The 20,156-nt window shown below is 56.8% G+C and carries 9 protein-coding genes and 2 pseudogenes; all 11 read right to left on the bottom strand.

Translation table 11 applies throughout. The features are described from left to right. Positions 1-3: 3 nt before the first annotated feature. Positions 4-147 (bottom strand): annotated as a pseudogene (locus tag GV819_RS33860) (hypothetical protein); the annotation flags it as partial. Further along, on the bottom strand, positions 144-653 hold the full coding sequence (locus tag GV819_RS25515; protein WP_161758819.1) for an acyl carrier protein: 510 nt from the start codon (positions 651-653) through the stop codon (positions 144-146). The gene GV819_RS25515 and the pseudogene GV819_RS33860, both read right to left, overlap by 4 nt. Beyond that, a complete protein-coding gene (fabD, locus tag GV819_RS25520; RefSeq protein WP_161758820.1) occupies positions 646-1,806 on the bottom strand; it encodes an ACP S-malonyltransferase in 1,161 nt (386 codons plus the stop codon). The genes GV819_RS25515 and fabD overlap by 8 nt, the downstream gene beginning before the upstream one ends. A gap of 133 nt (positions 1,807-1,939) precedes the next feature. Next, on the bottom strand, positions 1,940-2,749 hold the full coding sequence (locus GV819_RS25525) for a thioesterase II family protein (protein ID WP_161758821.1): 810 nt from the start codon (positions 2,747-2,749) through the stop codon (positions 1,940-1,942). 222 nt (positions 2,750-2,971) lie between these two features. Further along, a pseudogene (locus GV819_RS33565) lies at positions 2,972-3,277 on the bottom strand (alpha/beta hydrolase); the annotation flags it as partial. 334 nt (positions 3,278-3,611) lie between these two features. Further along, positions 3,612-4,574, bottom strand: coding sequence for a phosphotransferase family protein (locus GV819_RS25535; protein WP_161758823.1), 963 nt, complete (start codon positions 4,572-4,574; stop codon positions 3,612-3,614). Further along, entirely contained in the window at positions 4,571-5,743 is a 1,173-nt protein-coding gene (locus tag GV819_RS25540) for an acyl-CoA dehydrogenase family protein (RefSeq protein WP_161758824.1), read from the bottom strand. Before GV819_RS25540 ends, GV819_RS25535 begins: the two co-directional genes overlap by 4 nt. After that, positions 5,736-5,978 (bottom strand): hypothetical protein, encoded by a 243-nt coding sequence (locus GV819_RS25545; RefSeq protein WP_161758825.1) that lies wholly within the window; start codon positions 5,976-5,978, stop codon positions 5,736-5,738. Before GV819_RS25545 ends, GV819_RS25540 begins: the two co-directional genes overlap by 8 nt. Further along, positions 5,975-9,502 (bottom strand): type I polyketide synthase, encoded by a 3,528-nt coding sequence (locus tag GV819_RS25550; protein ID WP_161758826.1) that lies wholly within the window; start codon positions 9,500-9,502, stop codon positions 5,975-5,977. The genes GV819_RS25545 and GV819_RS25550 overlap by 4 nt, the downstream gene beginning before the upstream one ends. Next, positions 9,502-14,187, bottom strand: coding sequence for a beta-ketoacyl synthase N-terminal-like domain-containing protein (locus tag GV819_RS25555; RefSeq protein ID WP_161758827.1), 4,686 nt, complete (start codon positions 14,185-14,187; stop codon positions 9,502-9,504). The genes GV819_RS25550 and GV819_RS25555 overlap by 1 nt, the downstream gene beginning before the upstream one ends. After that, positions 14,187-19,151: a non-ribosomal peptide synthetase gene (locus tag GV819_RS25560; RefSeq protein ID WP_161758828.1), complete on the bottom strand. Its 4,965-nt coding sequence runs from the start codon at positions 19,149-19,151 to the stop codon at positions 14,187-14,189. The genes GV819_RS25555 and GV819_RS25560 overlap by 1 nt, the downstream gene beginning before the upstream one ends. Positions 19,152-20,156: the final 1,005 nt, after the last annotated feature.

A 20,156-nucleotide genomic window follows, 5' to 3' on the forward strand; every position in this document is an offset into this window, starting at 1 on the left:
CAACAATGTGTCTTTTGCCTGACGGAGCCGTTCAACAAGCTCACTATTGAGCGCACCTGGAGGCGCTTTCACCTGAAGCATGTCGCCGCTGCGGTGTAGCGTGACTCCTGCGTCGACAAGATCTGTCATGAGCCGCTCGATATTCATAGGTTGATATTCTCCATCTGGGTATCGGTAGCGGATGTGTGTGGGGTGATCAGGTGGCGCTCCACCTGCGTAAAGACTATGTCGATCACCCTATCGAGCGACGACCCATCGATAAACAGATCCATAGGTACGGAAGCACCGATAGTGCGCTCGATGGCATTTCGCAACTCCGCAGCAGTAAGCGAGTCAATGCCCAGGTCGAGCAGTGACGCATCGCGTGGCAGCGTGGTGTCGCTGGTCTGGATGGTCTGGATGGTCTGGATGGTCTGGATGGTCTGGATGGTCTGGATGGTCTGGATGGTCTGCAACTCTGCGGCCGCTTCGATCGGATCGCCCAGTGATGTAGCCGTCCCGTGCGTCTCGATGAGCTGTACATCGGACGCGTCGATTCGCGCGGACCGCAAAGCAGATCGCACTAGTTCACGCTGAGCGTGTTCGTTCGGCACCTCGTGGTTAACGGCCGAACCGGCAATCAGGGTCAAGCCTTGAAGGGCAAAGTCAGACAAGCGCCACCTCGTCTATATCGAAGTAGCCGTTGTACCCTTTCATATAAACCACCGGTCTATGCCCGAACAGAACTATGGCTTTAGTACACGTTTCCAAAGAGGGATAATCTACCAAGAATGACTTCACCTTCGTTCCGACCGGGCAGTTGAGGTTCCATGCCGTCACCTTTTCAAGCGCGCTTGAAGTCTGCGTATCTAAGGCGCAATGAGTCTTCTGAACAATCGATAGACTCAGCTCGCAGCGCTTATCCGGCGCACCTGCATCGGACGCCACCAGTTTGTTAACAACTGGCGTCTGCCCACGGATCGTATGAACGAGACGCGTGAGTACTTCTCCATGCCCGAGTTCCTCGAACGAGATCTCTTGACCGCACCCAGCGGCAAGTTCAAGTAGATACTCCACACTTTCACACCAGCGCACGGGCCTGGCAATTTGCTTGGAAAGCCCATCGGCAATCTGGTTGTTCTCGTAGGGGCGTGCGGAAAAATTGGCAACCACTGAGATTGTCGGATTCACAAACTCGAATGCGTTCAGAAACGCTGCAAAAACATCCCCCGCTGGTTGCATTAACCTCGAATGGAAGGCACCACTGGTGTTGAGTCGTAGATAACGCATCGGGACTTTCTGGAACAGTACCTCGCTTGCCTCGATTTGCTCTACGGGGCCGGAGATGACGAACTGTGAGGGCGTGTTGTAATTGGCGATACCAACATCATTGAGTCCGCTGCGGGCAAGCGTGTGTTCAATGTCGTCTTTGTTGGAGTTCAAGATGGCGGCCATCGCTCCACCGGATATCTGGCCCATCAACTCACCTCTTTTTTTCACGAGCTGAAGTCCCGTCTCGAAATCAAAGCAGCCGGCCGCGAGCAATGCATTGAACTCACCGAGACTATGCCCCGCCACAAAATCCGGTGGAGTGCCGTCATCCTCGAGCCTAGCGAAGTAGGTGAGTGCGTTAACCACGTATAGCGCAGGCTGTGTGAATTGCGTGTGGCTCAACCTCCCCCCTGGGTCACCCAGGCACAACTCTTTAATCGAATAGCCCAACACACGGTCGGCCTGAGTGCTCAGATCCTTGAATCGATCAAACAACCCACCGCCCATCCCTTTCGCCTGCGAGCCTTGGCCCGGAAACATGAACGTTGTGATCATTACTCCTCCTTGGACTGCATTAATCGGTCTCGCGCCGTATTGCTTCATGCAATCGATGACAACGGACCGGCCTTCAGGACGCCTCTCGTGCTGAACAAGCGGCTCTTGTGAAGCTGATACCTTGCATTGCCATTCAGCCCGGCGGCTCAATGGCAATGCACTGTTGACCAGATCGAGCCTGGAGCAATACAGACCGCAGTTCCTTGTTGATCAAGGCAAACATCTGCTCAGCGCTGCCATGCAGGAAAAAGTGATCACCAGGAAGCATCTGGTAATAAAAGCTGCTTGTGGTGTGGATGCCCCACGACGCCACCGCGTTGTTGTCCATACCGGGATCGTCGTCACCTCCCAGCGCGACAATCCGACAGGTAAGAGGTGGCTGTGGAGTCATGCTGTAGGACTCCGCAGCCTCAAAGTCGGCACGCAGGATTGGCAGGATCAGGTCGACCACTTCAGGGTGTTTCAGTATTTCAGGCGGAGTACCGTTCAAACGCATCACTTCGTCGATGAACTCTTCATCGGGGAGTCTGTGCAGTAACGAGCGCCTGACAGGCAAATGCGGCGCGCCGTGGCCAGACACGATCAAACAGGCCGGCTCCGGCAGGCCACTGGCACGCAGGCCGCGCGCAACCTCAAAGGCTACGCAGGCTCCCATGCTGTGACCGAACAAGACACAAGGCTTTTCAAGCAACGGCGCGATGGCTTCCACCACCTGATCGGCGATCTCATTCAGGTCGTATAGCAACGCTTCACGCATGCGCCGCCCTCGCCCAGGCAGGTTCAGGGGAAGCACATCGATATCCGACGAAAACCGTGCAGGCCAGTCGCGAAAGATGGCTGCGCTGCCCCCTGCATAAGGCAAGCAGAACAGTCGCAGTGCAGCTTTGCCAGACGACGTGCCAGGTACAACCCAGTGGTTAGAGCCAAGCGATCCGATGGTCATTGCGTGTGACCTCGGCAGCACGATGCAATCGCAGCGATTACACGAACCGTGTTTCGAGTCTGTTGTCCTTCTGCAGACACACCAGGCGTTGTGACCAGCAACAGCGGCTGATAGAAAGATTGCATCATCGTCATCATTGCTTACCTTGAATAATAAAGGTTGAGATACACCGCGCAAAAGGTCGAGAGGTCTTCGACCTGTCCAACCTAGCCCCTCTACGGCTCATGAAACTATTGAGGTCGATGCCGCAGCGTGTTCCAACGACTGCGTCACCACACAACCACACAACCTCACACTCCGGATGAAATTAACTGCCTCCTTGACTGCTGCCTTCGCCTCCACCAGGAAAGGTGTCATCGTCGGCCAGGCTTGCGGGAGACGGGGCAATACTTTGAAATTCACCGAGACCTGAGCCAGACGGGCTATTTCGGCAATCCGCACGGCATCATCTAGTAGCAGCTCGGTGTCACTGGCTTGAATGAACAAAGGTGGCAGGCCGGAAAACTGTGCGTAGAGCGGCAAAACAACGGTTTGTGCCCGCCCCTCCTACGCAATGACATCGGGTGAGCCCCTCTCCTGCCTAGGCAAGCCGTGTAGTGCCTGGGAAAAAGGTCAGGCCGAATGTTGTCGAGCCCAACTTGCAAAGGGGTCTCGGCCTCCATTGCAAAGCAACTGCGCAAGCTGCTATGGGTGGCTGCGTTCTGCTCGACAGCCGCCAGAAAACGCAGGGCATCAAGTTGCCCGCGAACCAACAGAACACTCTGATCTATGAACATATCGCCCTTGACCAAGCCGTTGGTGCTTTCAAGCAGCATTCCATGCTGCGAGGGCGCGAGGCCGTAAATGTCCTGAATGTTGGCTTTCATAGTCGTCCGCTCCCACAAGTGTTCGATGCATGAGCCAAGAGCGATCGTACGATCAGTTGACCACGGGGAACGGGGGGGGCACTGTCGCGCAACATCAGTTGCTGGGTGATAACCGTCAGCCGCAGTAATCCGTAGACATACCAATACGAGGCATTGGGCACCTCTCGACCGCTGGCTGCAGCGTACAGCTCAACCAGTTCCTGACGGGTCAGCGCCCCCGCAGCGCAACTTGGCCCTGGCGCGTCGAGACGCAACAACGAAGCGTCCCGGGGTTCGATCCAATAGGCCAGAGCGATCCCTAGGTCGGCAAGAGGATGGCCGATGGTGGCCAATTCCCAATCCACGACACCAACTACCCGTGCCGGGTCGCCGGGATCGACCAGAATGTTGTCCAGCTTAAAGTCGTTGTGCACAAAAGCTGAAGCGATCTGGTCCGGCAGGTTTTCCACCAACCATCGCACCACGGCCTGGAAGTCACCGTGGGCGCCTGCGGCCTTTTCTTCGCACCAGCGCCGCTCCCAATCGCCAATACTGCGACGCAGATAATCCGGAGGCCGGTCCACGGGGGCAATCTCAATGGCATGCAATGGTGCCAGCGCAGAAATAAAGCCGGCGCAGAGACGACGAACCGTGTCAGGCGTGAGTGCACCACAGGCCGTCGGCAAAATCCCTGGGAGCCGCTCCATCACCAGCAACGACGGGCCTTCAGCAGACATGTCCACCACTGCAAGTGGCTTTGGCGCTAGATGATAGTGCTCGGTAATCTGCGTCAATACCGCGAAACGGCGGTGTGCTTCCCGCACGGTGCCGGACGGCAAAACATAGGTAATGACGTCGCGATCGTTTGCCTGCACCAGATACGTCTCACTGGATCGACCCGCTCCGATGCGAGTCGCCCGTGCTGCAGCACCCGGACTCCCCAGGGCAGCCATCGTGTTGCGCGCGACCCAGTGGCTCATCGAGATTCACCACGAAACGCGGCCAGCGCGTGCCGCGCGACCAACGCCTTGTGTACTTCATCGGGGCCGTCATAGATGCGTCCTGCGCGTTCATGGCGCCAGAAGACGTTTACAATCGTGTCACCGCTGACACCCAGCGCGCCTTGGATCTGCAGGGTGTGATCAAGGACGCTTTGGGTCACACCGGCGACAAAGAATTTGGCTATCGATATATCAACCTGGGCTCGCTCATGGCGCTTCTGCAAACGTGACGCGGCCTGAACGACAAGGAGCCGAGCGGCGTCAATCGAGGCACGGCTTTCAGCAATCCAGTTCTGCACCGTCTGACGCGACGACAAAAACTCCCCCGGCACGAGTTCGCGACGGCTGGCTCGCCGACACATAATTGCAAACGCGCGTTCGCAAACACCGATCCAGCGCGCGCAATGATGTAGTCGGCCCGTGGCAAGCCGGGTCTGCAAAACGACAAATCCAGCCCCTGGTTCGCCCAACAACGCGTCCGTCTCCACTCGGCAGTCGTCCAGCTCGATTTCACCATGGCTGGCCCAGCCGACCCCCTCGTCGCCCATCACGCGAATGTTGCGGACATGCCGATACCCGGGTGCATCAGTCGGGACAATAAAGGTGCTAGTTTGCGCGTGCAGCGGCGCGGTCTCGTCCGTGACGGCGAGCACGATCGCAAATGCCGCACGGTCCGCTCCCGAGGTGAACCACTTGCGGCCAGTGAGGTGCCACGCACCCTCCTTGAAAACAGCCTTGGTCGCCAGAGCAGAAGGGTTCGACCCGGCCCTGTCTGGCTCAGTCGCCGCAAAGCAACTGCGGACCTTGCCCTGCAGTAGAGGATCAAGCCAGCGTCGCTTTTGCTCAGGCGTCGCGTACTCAAGAAGGATGTCGATATTACCGGCATCGGGTGCCTGGTAGTTAACCGCATAGTGCCCCAGTGGCGACCTGCCAAGCATTTCCCCAACCTCAACCAGTTCGAGCAGGTCGAGCCCCGAACCACCATTGACTCGAGAGAGCTGAGGAAGCCAAAGCCCCCTCGCCCGGTTTGCCCCACGGATGTCATTCATCAACTGCTCGACCCTAGCAAATTCACCACTTGCCAGTGCCGCCTCCGGCGCAGCCAGCGCAGCCTCAACCGCCAGAAATGCCGCGACTCGGTCACTCATTATCCACCCCCGGCATGTCAAGCTGAGCCATGAGCGCGCTCATCTGGCCCCTTCCACCCACCACCAGATCCAAAAGCCCCTGCATGTGCAACAGTGCATGTTTCGATTTCCGCAGACGCTCAAGCAAATCATGGCCCAGACTTCCTGCAGGCCACTCCGCTTGAAGTTCTTCAGCGCAACGACGCAGGGTAACGCCCGCATCCGCGAAGTCAGCCAATAGTTGTGCGATAGTCATAGGATTATTTTCTCCGTGCTAGTGCCTTGGCTCACCGACGGAATAGTCACGAGCCGGCGCTCAAGTTGGCCCACAATCACTTCAACCACGGTGTTCAACGGCGACCCATCGATGAAGTGCTGCATCGGTACGTAAACGCCGGTCGATCGTTCTATGGCGTTACGTATTTCCGAGCCGGTAAGGGAATCCATCCCCAGTTCAATCAGCGAAACGTCGTGCGACAACTCGACATCGCTGGACAAGATGAACTGCAGTTCGCCCCCCAGGTACTCGGCAACCAATGCTCGGCGGGCATCAGCGCTGTGCCCACGAAGTTGCTCGAAATCAAATACGGGTCTTCGCACCGGAGGGTGACCGGCGACCATTCCATCAAGCAGTCGCGGAAGGTTCGGCTGTGAAGTCATCCGCTGAGTATCAATCGCCGCGATGATGAGGTGTGCATCGGCATTGAATGCTTTTTCCAGCGCCCCAAAGGCCTCGGTTTCGGTCAATGCCTGCAAACCGCTGGCACGCATTCGCTCCAGTGCCTTGGGGTCAGTAGTCCCCATACCTGTCGCCCACAGCCCCCAGCCGACTGACAAGGTGGGACGCCCGTGCAGGCAACGTTGTTGCGAAAGTGCGTCGAGGTAGGCATTTGCCGCCGCGTAAGCCGCCTGGCCATGGCGCCCAAGTGCGACCGAGATCGACGAGAAAAGAACAAAGAGATCAATAGGCTGGTGCATGGTCAGCCGGTCAAGTAGATAGCCCCCCCCCACCTTGGCACGCAACACTGCAGCGAATGTTGCCGACGTCATGGTGGTCAACGACGAGTCGTCGATCACCCCGGCACAATGGATAACGCCGCGAATGGGCCGCTCGACCAGTGCCAATGCGTTGCGCAGTGATGCCTCGTCCGCGACATCGGCACTGGCCACAAGAACATCAATGCCGTCGCTGCGCAGTTGATCGCAGCTGACGCGCACGTCTTGTTCCTGTTCACCGCGACGGCTGATCAACAAGAGGTAGCGTGCCCCATGGCTCGCCAGCCAACGCGCGGTGGCCAAACCGAGAGCGCCGGTGCCGCCAGTGATGACATAAACACCGTCAGCAACTATGTCGGGCATCACCTCACAGGCACCGGTGTGACGCAGCCGAGGAGCGAGTATTGTGGCGGCGCGAATAGCGACGTCTTCTTCACCATCTTCTACTGCACCCGGCATTGCCGCGAGTGTTGCCAGTGACTTGGGCGATCTATCGATGTCGATCGACCTAGCCCATAGCAACCCCTGCTCACGACGTGCGACACGTACAGCTGCGTTGATGGCAGCGGCAACGGGATCAATCTCCTCCGCAGGTCCGGTAAAGGTCGCGCCTCTTGTTACCATCACCACGGGGCCCAAGGATGGATTCAGCGCGAGCGCTTGAGCCAACTCGATGATAAGAGCGCCATATCGTGTGATTGCCTCCAGCGGTTCGGCGTCAGCCTGGATGCTCGCGAATACCAGCATGACACCCAGGTTGGCATTTCCTGCACCCAGGATGGCCTTGACCTCGGCACCCACTACGGTGCATTGCTCGCCCGCAGCTTCCAGCGCTGCGGCGATTTCACCACACAATTGCGGATCATTCCCGGCAATGATCCGTCTGCCTGAACGGAACGCAGATGCAACCAACGGTATCGGCTTCCAGGCAATACGATAGAGCGGCGGTGCTTGCGTTGCGCCTGGCTGCTCGTCCAGCCAATATTTTTGCCGGTCGAATGCATAGGTTGGCAGTGGCACTACGCGGCATCGCTCAGGCGCCAGTCTGTTCAAATCGACTGGTGCACCCAGAACGTAACCTTGAGCAATGGCCTCGAGCGTTTCGTACAATGGGTCCCCAGCGGCATCCCTCGGTGACATTGCACGGAACACCCCGGACACCACTGCCGTCTGTTCTCCCAAGGCAAATCGACGCAGCTCATTGGCCATCTCCTGCGCACTCGAAGCGACGATCGCCAGGCGGTGAGTGAAATGTGTCCGTGCCACACGAGACGAGTGACAGACATCCTCAAGCTCGATGTCGTTGATCCGTGAGAGATGCTCGGCAAAGCGGACCGCATTCATAAGCAGCGATGCCGCGGATTTAGCCGAGACTGTCAATAGCTGTGGAAAGCAGCCCCTCCCCCGTATAGCCTGGGTGACTGGTGCAGCCATCACGAGCGCATGGGCATTGGTTCCGCTGAAACCAAAGGAGCTGACGCCCGCCACGTGCAAGGCTCCACTCATCGGCTCATTCTGCCGGGCAAGCCGAAGCGGCACTGAGTTCCAGTCAATACCACGATTGGGCTGCAGGACGTGAAGCGTGACAGGCACTACACCATGGCGTACGCAAAGAATAGCTTTGATCAATCCAGCAATCCCCGCAGCCCCCTCCAGATGCCCCAAATTGCTTTTTATCGAACCAAGTAGCACAGGCGAACCTTTCGCGCGGTTGGCAAAAACCGATGCCAGGGCCGCAGCTTCGATCGGATCGCCCAGTGATGTACCCGTTCCATGGGCTTCAACATATTGCACCTGTTGGGCGTCGATGTTGGCGGCCCGCAATGCCGCTCGTATCAATTCACGCTGAGCGTGTTCATTCGGTACCGTCAACCCGGCGCTCCGACCGTCATGGTTGACGGCAGACCCCGCGATCAGGGCGTCGATCGAGCGAGCGGCCGCTGTCGCATCACTCAGCCGTTGTAGCACAACGACACCACATCCTTCGCCACGGACGAAGCCATCTGCGGAGTCGTCGAAGGGCCGGCATCGACCACTGGCCGATAACATATGAGCACGACACTCTGCCGCGGTGGAAATTGGCGAAAGGACGACGTTCACACCACCGACAATAGCGATGTCGCATTCGCCGGCGCGCAACGCAGCGCAAGCGAGATGAACAGCAACAAGTGAAGATGAGCAGGCTGTATCAAGGGTGATCGACGGCCCGTGAAGCCCAAGCACATGGGATATACGTCCAGCCAGCACGCTGGCTGCGTTACCCGAAGCGCTGTACAAGTCCACATCAGCGGCGTTGCGAATTCGATGGGCATAATCTTGATGCATAACACCGACAAACACGCCGGTGGCAGTGCCCTTCAGCGCTGAGGCAGGAATACCGGACCGCTCCACCGCTTCCCATACAACTTCCAGCAGGATTCGCTGTTGCGGATCAAGCATCGTCGCCTCTCGCGCCGAGATACCGAAAAACCCAGGATCAAAAGACGAGATATCGTCTAGAAAGCTGCCCGTGCGGCAATAGATATGGCCTGCAGAATCTGGATCGGCGTCGAAGTAGCGCTCGCTATCCCATCGGTCAGCCGGGACCGCTCGAACTCCGTCCGTACCGGCAACTAACAGTTGCCACAATTCTTCTGGCGAGTCTGCGCCGGAAAATCGACAACCCATGCCGACCACAGCAACGGGCTCGTTCAACTGTTGCTCAAGTCCACCCAGTTTTCGCTGGAGCCGCTCAATCTCTATCAGCGCATCGTGCATCAGGGTAGTGGGATTGTTCGTACTCATCACGCACGCCCTCCACGAAGCTCTTCGAGCTTCGCCGAAAGCATTTCAACAACATCTTCCTGAGAGAGATGTTCAGGTTTTAAGGTCTCTGCTTCGGCGGGTGCAGAGACCGGCAGGTGAGCCTGATCGGCAACGCTGCGCAATACGTCAATTGTCGCGTCACCAAAGACCGTCTGCGCCATATGGTCGGCCAGCGCAGCAACCGTTGGATTAGAGAAAATAACCGTTGCCGCAACCGAACGACCGAATCGTCTCTCGAGCTTCAAACGCAGGTCTGTAATGAGCAGCGAGTCGAGATCATAATCAAACAACGACCGTTCCGGATCGAGCATCGCCAGGTCTGTCCCGGTGACGGCCGACACATCCTCGGCGATGAGCTGGAACAACCGATGCCGTCGTTCATCGGCAGACAAAGGGAGCAACTCATTGACCGAAGACGTTCTCGCTGAACCAGGAATATCGCTGACAATGTCGTCAAAACGACTGAATGGAACCTGAGGAGGCCATTGTCCGACCAGGCGTTGCCAATCGACCTCTAGCAGGACGGCATGCGCTGGTAGATCGGCGAATAGGATGTTCTCAAACGTCGCACGACCGCACTCCTCCTCTATCTGACCAATACCCAACTGACTCAAGCGGCGTTTGGCAGTGACTGCAGTACGAGCAGCCATACCAATGTCTTGCCATGGCCCCCATGCGACCGACAGTGCCGGCAGCCCCTGTGATCGACGATAGACCGCAAGCTCATCCAGGTAGGCATTGGCCATCGCGTAAGTCGCCTGCCCTGGTGCACCAAACGCCGCAGCGGCAGATGAGAAGAGTATGAAGTGTTTGAGTGGGTAGCCGAGTGTCCGCTCATGCAGCAGCCACGCCCCTTGGGCTTTACCGGCAAAAGTCGTTTTCAGCGATGCAGGTGTGACATCGCCCATGAGCCGGTCTTCGACCACGCCTGCCAAATGACAAATCCCGCACAATGCCGGCATCGTCGTATCTATCTTGTGCAGTAATGCCTCAATGCCTGCGTCGTTTGCCAAGTCAGCCAGCATCACTTGAACGTCGGTGCCTTCATGCTCCAATGCAGCCAGTGTTTTCAGGGCATTGGCATCAGGTGGGTGACGGCCGGTGAGCACCATAGACCGAACTCCAAGTGCGCTGAGCCAGCTCGCAACACGCAAGCCCAATTCACCAAGGCCACCGGTAATGAGCCACGTTTCGTCACCCGAAAAACTGGCTTCAGCGCGCCATGGAAGATCAAACCGATTAAAGCGCGGCGCCGAAACGTTATCCCCATCGACCATGACTTCTGTTTCTCGATCAAAGAAGTCAAGGCCGCGACGAATGGCTCGCGCATCATTAGCGCGTACCGCCAATGTCCGAAGGTAGGGGGCTTCCATAGAAGCCACCCGAGCAAGCGCCTGGAGCACCCCTCCGCTGGGAACATTCACTGGCAGGACGATTGCGACACAGCACGGGAGGTCCTTTCTCGCCACTGTACCGAGCAGGTCAAAAGCGCCCTCGTACAGACTCATATCGGGGGCCGCAGTTCGTGCATCTGCCCCACGACAATCGACAATGAAATCGGTTGTCTCAAACGAAATATCAGAGGGACTGTCGACGACAAGTGGACGCTTACCCTCAGCCAGCAGGATCGCAGCCAGTTCCTCGGCAACCCCACCCGCATCCCGAAGAACGACGACGGTCTGTGGCAATTCGAACGACCGGTCGAGTGACAGGCTCCGCCACTCGATGGAGTAGCCATCGCGCATAGGCTCGATACGCAGCAGTTCGTTCCGACTGACCTCACGTGACTCCAGGCCCACCATCTCGGCCAAAACGCCGTGGTCGTCAAACAGCGTAGCGAGGCCACGATCGGCCGCGGCAAAGCAACGCAGCTGCGATGCGCTATGAGCACGTATAGTTAGCCGAGCGATACGGGTGGGAACAAACGCCTTGCTGCCTTCCGGCCGGGCTGCAACCGCCAGCAGTTGCAGGACCGAATCGAGGAGCCCTGGGTGGAGCAGCCAGCCGTCGTCGCCAGCATCGGTCCGCATCGAACACATGGCATCGTTATGACCTATGACAATGTCCGATAGCCGACTGAACGAAGGGCCCATCACCACACTGTGGTCGCGCAACCACGAGTCCAGCACGGCGGTTGGAGTTTCTTCCCCCTGTACCGTCTGCGACGGCACGACACTGACCGTTGTGGTCGTTTCGACCCGGGCTGTGGCATGGATTTCGAATGGTTCTTGGGTCAACACTGTCGCGTCAAAACCGTCATCATCACGTACAAGTTGTAGTTGCACCCGACGCCCCATCCCCTGCGGAATTACCAGGGCAGCAGGGAAACGTAGATCATGCAGAGCGAACTCGTGCGCTTTACTCAATTCACGCACCCCTTCAGCGATCATCACCGCCAGCGCCGCACCGGAAACGATGACCTTGTCGTAAATCATGTGATCACAGAGAAATGGCAGGGTCGCCACGCTCCATTGGGCATCAAAAAAGCTGGCACGCAGCATCGGCGCCTCTGTACGCCGCCCAAGAAAAGTTGAAGTGCCGCTATCGGCGTTGCGTGGCGCACGATCGATCCAGAAACGCTTGCGCTGGAACGGATAGGATGGAATCGACACACGATTCGCGCCGCTGTAGAGCTTTGTCAAATCCAGATCCATACCGCCAGTCCAGAGTCCTGCAATCGCATTGACCGACGCCTGGGAGAATGAGACGACACCGGCGACATCAGCGCCTAGTGCGTTGTCGCCAAACTCGAGCACCAAGGTCGCGCCCGCTGCAGCCACAGCTGAAGCGCCATCTCCCCCACTATGCGCCACCTGTGCAAGCTCCTTACACACGGCCTCCACGCTATCAATTGCCATACCCGAAAATGCGCTGATCCAAAGCAGTGACGGTGCTGCGGCATTTCGCGCATTACAGCTGCGCGCATCATCAGCACTCAGGGCTCCGGCAGCGAAGGCTGCCGCAAACAGGCCGGCTCCGGTACCACAAACAATCGAGGGCGCAACACCGCGCGCGCGCCAGGCCAAAACGGCGTCGATAGCCGCACCCAGATTATCGGTGTCACCAAAGGCAAAGGTGACCTCAGGTCGACGCTCCTGTTCTTCGGAAAAAAATGTGTTCTCATCTTGTTTACCGTCGGTAAACGCCTTCAGCGAGCTGATCAGTTGGTCACGGTGCTCAGCGCGAAAAGCAACACGTCGCTCCCTAGGTAGCCTGCCAATAGCGGCCGTAAAACACACATCCTCGATAGATAGATCTGGGTCCGCCTCCAGGAACGCCGCATAGTTTGCGCACAGCTCACGTAAGGCATCTTCACGTGCCGAGACCAGCAGCAGCGGTACGGTGTTGCGCACTCGAGCCAGACTTCGAGGTGAAGCTTCCAGGATCACGTGGGCATTGGTACCGCCAATACCGAACGAACTGACTCCCGCCCGTCGATCCGGGGTACTCCAAGGAGTAAGCTCAGTTGGCAGGTAATAGGGGTATCCTCCACGTAACTCGTCGATGGCATGCGCGGCACCCACGGTCGGCGGAATCTGGGCATGCTGAACAGCGAGTGCGACTTTGATCAAACCGCACACACCTGCTGCTGCGTTCATATGTCCGACATTCGCCTTGACCGAACCAATAGCGCAACGCGGACCACCAAGCTGTCGGTCCCCTAATGCACTCGTCAACGCCGAAAGCTCCACCGCATCCCCGATAGCAGTCCCCGTACCGTGAGTCTCGACATACTCAATCGAGGCTCCGCCAACTTCACCGAGCGCAAGGGCTGTGCGGATGACATCGCCCTGCCCCCGGCCTCCTGGTGCGGTAAAACCTACTTTCGCGGCCCCGTCATTGTTGATGGCTGCACCACGAATCACCGCCAGAATAGAATCTCCGTCCTCAAGGGCATCTTCCAGCCGCCGCAAGACCACCGCACCGGCGCCGTTCCCAAACACGGTGCCGCTACTTTGTGTGGTGAAGGGACGACAAGCACCATCAGCGGCGAGAATACTGCCGTCCTCATGCACATATCCCTGCCGTTGCGGTAACCCAATGCTGACCCCTCCCGCCACGGCAACGTCGCACTGGTAACTCAACAGTCCCTGGACGGCGAGCGCGACAGCCACCAGGGAAGTAGAACAGGCAGTCTGTACCGTGATTGCCGGGCCACCAAAATCCATGCGGTAAGCCACTTGTGCAGCCAGGTAATCCTTGTCGACGCCAACCCATTGTTGCAGGTAGCGGTTAGGCGACGAGCGATCCAGTTGGCCCAAGACATGGTCGGTCAAATAATCAAGGCTCGCAGAGCCTGCCCAGACTCCGATGCGTGGACCTCGATCCGCACCGTGTCCAGCGTGCTCTAGTGCCTCATGGACGCATTCAAGAAAGATCCGTTGTTGCGGGTCCATAAATGCTGCTTGAGAGGGGGCAATCCCAAACAACGCGGCATCGAACATGTCAATATTTTCAATCGTGCCTCCCGCCCCGATAAAACCGGTTTGGGACAACACCGTCTCAGGCACACCTTCGCGTCGTGCCGCATCCGCAGTGAAGCGTTCAATTGTCACCTGACCGCCAGCGATAACCGACCAGAACTGTTCCAATGTGGTCGCGCCGGGAACCCGGCAGCCAGCACCAATGATTGCTACAGCGTCAACAGGTATATCCTGGTCCATTACAATTCTCCCCTGCGCGCCCGCACGCGCTGCTTGTAAGCGCGTATGCAAGCAATATCGTTCTGATTGGAGTTGGCACCGGCACTCGTCGCTAAAGAGGAAGTGGCAACTGATCGGATAGTGCCAAGCGAGAAAAAGTCAGCCAGCGATGGAACCGCTATCCCGCGAGACTCCAGCAGTACGCGCAAACGCACAATGTGTAACGAAGTCGCTCCCGCATCGAAGAATCGCTGGTGGGGATCAATGCCAATACCCACCACTTCGACATAAGCCTGCATCATCATCGTTTCGAGCAAAATATCGCCGCGCACCGGCCGTACCGCTCGCGGTTCAGGTGGCGCGGGCAGCCGTGAGCGGTCCACTTTACCGTTCGCGGTCAAAGGCAGAACGTCGAGTACCCCCACATGGTGCGGTTGCATATAGGCCGGCAGATGGAGAGCAAGCACAGCACGTACTGAGGTCACAACCTCGCTGGGCATTCCCTGCGACACAAGCACATGGAGCTGGATAACCGTCGCCCCCCTGCGCCGAACGACCGAGGCCACAGCGCGTGAAATACCACCGGCCTTCATCGCTACAGCTTCAATCTCACCCAGTTCGATGCGGTAACCCTGCACCTTGACTTGATCGTCCATACGTCCAAGCAGCTCAAGTTCGCCAGTCACCATCCATCGTGCAAGATCCCCAGTCCGATAGAGGCGATTGCCGTCCTGATCGGTAAAAAAGCGCCGGTTGGTTTCTGCATCGTTACCGCAATAAGCCAAGGCCAAGCCTCGTCCACCCAGTAGCAGTTCCCCAGCCACACCATCAGGGCGCTCACGTCCGTCAGGGGCGCGCACAAAACACTGTTGATTTGAGAGCGGTGTCCCATAGGGAATTGAGACATGTGCCGCGTCGCCAGGAACAATGGGGTGAACGACTGACCAGATCGAGACCTCTGTTGCGCCACCCAGGCTGATAGGTTGGGCCTGCGTAAACACCCGACGGATACGCGCAGTAAGAGCGGGTGCAATCCAATCGCCACTGAGCAAGACGAGTCGCAAAGTGGACGAATGAGGCGCAGCGACATCAAGCAGCAGTTCAAGGACTGCAGGTACCGAGTTCCAAATCGTTACGCCAGCAGTCGTCAATGCTTGCGCAATCGCATCCGGATCTCGCAATCGCTCGGGAAACACCACCGCACCGCCTACCGCGAGCAACCCGAAAATGTCGTAGACAGAAAGGTCAAACGCCAGTGATGAGACGCACAACGCTCGCTCCGCAGGGCCGACCGAGAAGCGTTCATTGATGTCGTCTATTGTGTTCGCCGCAGCCTCATGGGTAATAACCACGCCTTTGGGGCGCCCCGTCGAGCCAGAGGTAAAAATCACATACGCCACATCGCTTGGCGCGCCACCCACCGACTCAGGCCGGAGCCGACCCGGTTTCTCATCAAGCTGCAGCATCGGTATCGGCAAATTCATGCTGTGTGTCACCACCGCATACCCGGCCTTGGATTCGTACAGCAGCTCTTCAATTCTCGCCAGCGGCCAAGACTGTTCAATTGGGAGATAGACCGCTCCAGCGATTCCAATCCCAATCAGTGCTGCCACGGCCCTTGGACCAGGTTCGACTATGGCCGCAATCACATCCCCACGGCTGACGCCTTTGCGTTGCAATCTAGCAGCGATGTCCTCGGCATCTTGCAGCAAGGCACCATAGGTAGTGATTTGATCACCGAATATCACCGCGATCGCGTCCGGGGTTTCGGTTGCGTGCTTTATAAACGGCGTAGCCAATCGACGCGGGGGCCTATCGCGACTCGTCGAATTCGCCTTCAGGTGCCGAGCGTGCTGAAAAGCTGGAAGCTTAGCGAGTACCGGACATTCAACTGCCGAGGGTGAATTGGCGATCGTCGTGAGCACCTCCACAAACGATGCAAACATCGCCTCAACCAACCCGGCAGGAAACAACTGGTCCACGTACTCCCACATCATCATCAAACGCCCGTCGCGTCGCGCCAGGATGTTGTGCAGTGATACTTGTGGGGTTGGATTGGAGACGTTGACCATAGGCCCGATTGAGTCAAGAACAGAGAGGTCGTCGGCTTGGTCACCCGACAAAAGGCTGGTCAGGACTATCGGCATCAGAACCGGTGCACCGTTGCGGCGACTGAGTTCTCGAAGCATCGAAACACCCGTGGACCAGGGCTCGTCCAGCTCACTCCATACCTGTTGCTGGATCGCCCGGGCGAAGTTGGCGAAGGAGTCGTAGGAGTCGCACAACGACAGCAGAGTGCTGCTCGTGAAATCACCAACGGACTGCTCGGCCAGATCTGATCGTGTGCTGCAGGTCACATTGATGGTGAACTCTGGCGATGCTGACCATAAGCGCAAGACGTCGGCAAATGCAGCCATGCAGATTGACGACAACGTGACCCCTAGTGCTTGCGCATTCAATGCCAACGCTGTTGTCAGTTCTTCCGGTAGCTCCTGGCGGCACGTGACAAAACGCGGGTTGTCAATATCAGTGGAGACCATCGCCTGCGGTAAATCAGGCGCCGGCGCGATTGAGTCGATCTTTCTCAGCCAGGCTTCGCGAACTTCAAGCGGCATAGGAGGCGTGGCCCTCCCCACACCCCGGAAACCCGCGACCAAGGAAGGACCGTTGACCAGCTCCCGAACAAGCAGCAGTAAGCTTCGCAGATCGCCAGCGAGCAACCCCAGGCGTAAATGCAACAGAGTGTGGGTATCGGTAAGACGCGTGAAACAGGCACTGAGAGCGTGACGATCGTCCTGCGCAAGTTCTTCGCGCACCGCGCTCAATCCCTCGGTGAGGGATTGCTGCTTAAGGCCGCGCAAGTCTCGATGACCGATAACGGGGTTGTACCCCTTCGGATCAATGGCTCCCCACCCATCCTCTTGCACGAACATCCGCAAAGCTGGATGAGCCGTAACAAGCGCCGCCAGCCTCAGACTCAGAGAGGGTACCTGGGAGTGATCAACTTCAAGGTCGACACGAATGTGTGGCCGAACACTGCCTAGGAGAACACCACTCTGCTGACCAATCCAATAGGCTTGCTGCATTTCGGACAGTTCAAACGGCTTTGTGAAATCTACAATGTGCGAAGCCAAAGACTCTGCGACTGCAACACTTTGTGCATTGGCAATGTCCCTGCGCAGGCTATCGGCCGATGCCGCGCACAACGTCTCGAATTTCAGCTTTACACCGTAACGCGAGTGAATAACTGCGGCCAGCCGAGCAGCTGAAAGCGAGTCGAGTCCAGCATCAATGAGCCTACTGGTGGGCTCGCCCACAGCAGCCGGCACGAAGCGAGCAATTTGCAGAAGGATGTCGTCGTTAACGTCGGCTGATTGACCATTGGAGTCCGCGACGACCTGCAACTCACCGCGAAAAAGGGCATCGCGGGTTGCCGCGCGACGGGTTTTACCACTGGATGTGCGCAGAATACTCCCTCGCCGAAGCAGGACGATGCGCACCGCACCTACGTCATACCTGGTCTTTAGCTCAGTGCGAATACGCGAGAGGATGGCCCGTGTATCACCCTCTTTGCAGCTACTACGCACCTCGGCACCGATGAGAACCTCTTCGCCATCCTCACCCTCTACAGCTACGGCGAATACCCGGCCTTTGCGAATATCCGAGTGGCAGCCTGAGACCGTATCCTCCAAGTCGTAACAGTAGATATTACGACCGCCAACAATGATCAGATCCTTCAGACGGCCCACAACAAAGAGGTCGTCTTGATGAAGAAATCCGAGATCCCCTGTACGAAGCCATGGACTTTCTCCAGTAGCAAGGCATGCTTGGAATGTCTCCTGTGTTTCACGCTCACGAGCCCAATAACCGTCCGCAACACTTTGTCCTGCAACCCAAATTTCGCCGATCACATCCGGTTTGCAAGGAACAAGAGTGGCCTGATCGACAATTAAAATGCTTGTCCCTACCGAGCTAGTACCGCATGACGCCAGCTCAACGCCCTGGTGACAGGGAACGACCCTCCCAACCGCCAGCGCATCGGGTTCGAAATGTCTACTGCGTGTACCTTCGCCACAACGTCCCGATGTCACCTTCAAGGTCGCTTCCGCTAACCCATATCCAGGTATGACCACAGAGGATGACATTCCGAAGGGAGCAAAGGCTGTTACGAATCGGCGTACGCTGTCGCACCGAACCGGCTCTGCACCGTTGAGCGCAAATCGCAATGAAGAAAGATCGGTTCCTGACGTCAGATCAGCAGCCCGGTCTGCGCATAAGGCATAGGCAAAGTTGGGGGCCGCCGTATGAGTACCGCGTACAGCCGCTATCGCGCGCAGCCATGACAACGGCTGCGCAATGAACGTTTCTGGAGGCATCAAGTAAGCGGTGAAACCGCAATACAGGGGTGTAAGAATACCGTACACCAGGCCCATGTCGTGAAAGTACGGCAGCCAGCTCACCATCACACTCTCAGCGTCGTGTAGGGCTGCGCGGTCGAGATCTTCGATCGTTGTGCGTAGGCTCGCCTGGGTTACAGCAACGCCTCGTGGTGTTCGCGTGGAGCCGGACGTGTACTGGAGCAACGCTGGGTTATTTTCGCCGGCCAAGCGCATAAAAGGAGCGCGCCGCTCATTGTCGTCCGTTTGTATCCAGTCAATACCGGAAGATCCCTTACCTCCTTGAGCAGTCAACGCAATGGTCGCGCCGCAATCCAGAAGAATGGCCGCGACAGTTTCGCCATTGGTTCGAGGGGCAACGGGTACGGCAATTGTGCCGGAGAAACAACAACCAAAAAATGCCGGAATAAAATCAAGGGGGTGGTCATAAGACAGCAATACGCGGTCACCGGGCGAGGTGCATTTTGCCAGGCGATAAGCAATAGCCGCTGCACGCTCACAAAGGTCTGCATTTGTCAGCGAGACACCCTTCGATTGATCCAGCGAAGCGAATGCCAGCAGGTCCGGGAAGGCATCGGCGCGCAACATCAATTGCTCTGACAGGGAAAGGCGGGGTAAAACTCGAGGTTGTTCGTTGCAAGGGGCGCTCATGACTGCGCCTCACGCTTAGTTATTGGTCTGAATAGCCAAAAACAAGTCGTAAGGAGCAGCCTTATTACTCTACTCAGGACAGTAGAAACAACTGACACCTCGTTAAATATTTCATCGGCCCCAGAACCTGAGATAGATCTACGAGTATTTAATTCAAAGGGGGTAAAGTCAGCACTCTCCCGATCCTGACTGGGCCGACGCCGATAGGAGGATCTAAATTTATCCGCCTCAAATGCTACAAGTAGTCGACCTCCCCCCGAAAAAGGCAATAAACACTTCACAGGCCTTGATACTTTTCCGCTCCCCCTAACCTGAACTAATTGCATGGTGATAGCTCCATGAAAAACGAATCCATAAAGGCTCTACGAGTCTCAATATAGATATAGAGTCCTTGAGTACAGCAGATAATCAAAGGATCAAATGACAACGCAACCGAACTAGATGCAGCCTAGCAGCAAAGCTCTGGACATCCAATCACACCAAATTGAAAAAAAACGAATCCGTAATCCAATAACACGAACCAATAACATAAAACAAAATCAATGATTTTAAAAAACAAAACAAGATCAGACTTCTTCACGCTCCGTGAAAAAAACCAAACAAATACTTTATTCCCAGCGAATTAGGGAGGAGTTACATTCATCGGATCTGTGATATTGAAGAGAAATTGAACTCACGTAAGAAGTGCGCGCCGTCCAGGACAGCATAAATACCCACGCACAAAAGAATTGACCACACACTGCCCAGAGACAAGAAATTAGGACAAGCCTGATTTACGATCGAGTAAGTTATTTTTGAGCCTTAAGCAGAGAGGGCATCAAAAATCGGTGGGTACTTCAGACCCTCCTTAGAGTATTTAGTGAACGACCAACTAAATATTAATAAGCCTGATGTTTTCACAAAAGCGGAAAGGGACCATTAATAGCCCTAAGTCGACATAAA

It is taken from the genome of Pseudomonas sp. Fl5BN2, assembly GCF_009908205.1.
Lineage (GTDB): Bacteria > Pseudomonadota > Gammaproteobacteria > Pseudomonadales > Pseudomonadaceae > Aquipseudomonas.